The following is a 1,969-nucleotide window of genomic DNA, read 5'->3' as shown; positions in this document are numbered from 1 at the left end:
GCGGACAATGAGAAAGAGCACGCCAAACGCCTCCTGAAGTTCGTGGGCTTGGTCTCAGACACTGCCGAGAATCTCAAGCACGCTGCGGAAGGCGAGAACTACGAGTGGACCTCGATGTACAAGGATTTCGAGAAGGTTGCCCGGGAGGAAGGCTTCGACGAGATCGCGGATGTATTCAGGGAGATCGGAGAAGTCGAAGAGCAGCATGAGAGGAGGTATCTTGCCCTCCGCAAGAACGTGCTGGAAGGTACGGTGTTCAAGAAGGAACAGCCAGTCAGATGGAAGTGCAGGAATTGCGGGTACGTCCATGAAGGGCCTGAGGCACCGTCTGTCTGCCCGGCATGTGCACATCCCCAGTCCTATTACGAGCTCCTCTGCGAGAACTACTAGGGTCGGCCTGTCAGGGCGACGAAGGAGGCGGAAGGCTTGAAGCTCTGGAGATGCGGGGTGTGCGGGTACGTACACGATGGCGACGGTCCTCCCGAGAAATGCCCAAAATGCGGGGCCCCCAAAGAGAAGTTCACAGAGATCCCGGAGGCCGAGGCGGGGCTGATCACAAGGTCGAGGTCGACGAATACCCTCCACTGCAAGCTCATCGCCATGATGGATGACGTGAGCCAGCTGGCAGAGAAGGGGATCGAGGACGATCTGGATCCGCCGTGCGTAGCTGTGTTCAAGATGGCTCGTGAGCAAGCGTGGGCTATCGCTCAGGCGGCGAGAGCGGAGATACGTTCGCATGTCGGCAAGGGCAAGTGGGGCTAAGGGCTCACGATTTTGGCTCCAATCCGGGGTCTTGCTTGTCATGGAAGACTGGCCCATATGGTGCGCCCTTTTCCGGTTGTCTCAGTAAGTACCTTATGGCGCCCGAATAATAGGGGAGTCACTGGTCACAATAAGGATCGAGGTTTGCGACGGTCGAGCTAAGATCCACGGTGGATCTGTAAGGTGACTTGGTCAGGTTCACCGTGGGTCGAGCAAAGGTCAGTACGGGTTCGAGGTCGGATCCGTACTGGCCGGAGCGAAGATCGTCGCAGGTGGGCCAACTTGTGGCGGCGGTTGAAGAGATCGTCGCTGCAGGGAAACCCATCTGCGGCGGTCGAGCTAAGATCAACGCACGGGCGAAAGCGTGGTGCTGCAGTCGAGAGACTGCAGTATGATGCCCAAGTCCGGGCGTTGGTCGATCAAAGGTTATCGTACTTCGCGTAATGGCTGCTCGGTGCCGAAAGGTGTCGGGTAGTCACGCAGCGAGGTGCGGTAGCCGGAGAGAAGATCGTCGCAGGCCTCATTTCTTTGTCTGCACGGCATCCAGTTTTGCCCGGAATCGGGACTCGATATCGAGCATAAGCACGTTCGCACCAAGGTAAAATACTAACAAAGGAGGGATGCGCGTGAAAGCGACAGGGATTGTCCGGCGTATAGACGACCTTGGGCGGGTAGTGATACCAAAGGAGATTCGTAGGACCCTCCGAATACGAGAGGGTGATCCGCTTGAGATATTCACTGACCGTGAAGGCGAGGTCATTCTGAAGAAGTACTCGCCAGTGGCCGATCTGGGCGAGTTCGCCCAGGAGTACGCGGACTCGCTCTACGAAGGGACAGGGCACATTGCCCTCATCGCTGATCAGGACGAGATAGTCGCGGTGAGCGGAGCACCCAAGAAGGGCTTCATTGAGAGAAGGATCACCGAGCACGTCGAGGAGATTATGCGAAGCCGAAAACCCTTCCTCTCGAACACCCCAAACGACAAGCCTCCAATAGAGGATCTGGAGTTCTCCAGTCAGGTCGTGTCTCCCATAATAGTGGAAGGCGACATAGCGGGTGCGGTCATGCTGGTGTCGCGAGAGGGCAAGACCATGGGAGAGCTCGAGCTGAAACTGACAGAGACTGCCGCAGGATTCCTGGCCAAGCAACTCAGTCAGTGACACACCTTTGACGCGGGACTGAACGGGATCATTGAGATCCCGTTCAG

The 1,969-nt window shown here is 57.2% G+C and carries 3 protein-coding genes; all 3 read left to right on the top strand.

The features are described 5' to 3' along the window. The coding region (locus NUW23_15310) for a rubrerythrin family protein (protein ID MCR4427526.1) at positions 1-390 on the top strand (390 nt) is incomplete at its 5' end. Between the two features lie 36 nt (positions 391-426). Then, positions 427-762 carry a rubredoxin gene (locus NUW23_15305; protein MCR4427525.1) on the top strand — a complete coding sequence of 112 codons (336 nt, stop codon included), beginning with the start codon at positions 427-429 and terminating at the stop codon, positions 760-762. A gap of 620 nt (positions 763-1,382) precedes the next feature. Continuing rightward, on the top strand, positions 1,383-1,922 hold the full coding sequence (gene spoVT / locus NUW23_15300) for a stage V sporulation protein T (protein MCR4427524.1): 540 nt from the start codon (positions 1,383-1,385) through the stop codon (positions 1,920-1,922). Positions 1,923-1,969: the final 47 nt, after the last annotated feature.

Source organism: Bacillota bacterium (assembly GCA_024655925.1).
GTDB lineage: Bacteria > Bacillota > DTU025 > DTU025 > JANLFS01 > JANLFS01.
Note: the sequence above shows the minus strand (reverse complement) of the source record. Positions and strands in the feature narration are given on the sequence as shown.

What these genes read in the sequence shown, in the direction of transcription:
- spoVT (MCR4427524.1), top strand. Translation starts at nt 1,383, where the DNA reads ATGCGCGTGAAAGCGACAGGGATTGTCCGGCGTATAGACGACCTTGGG.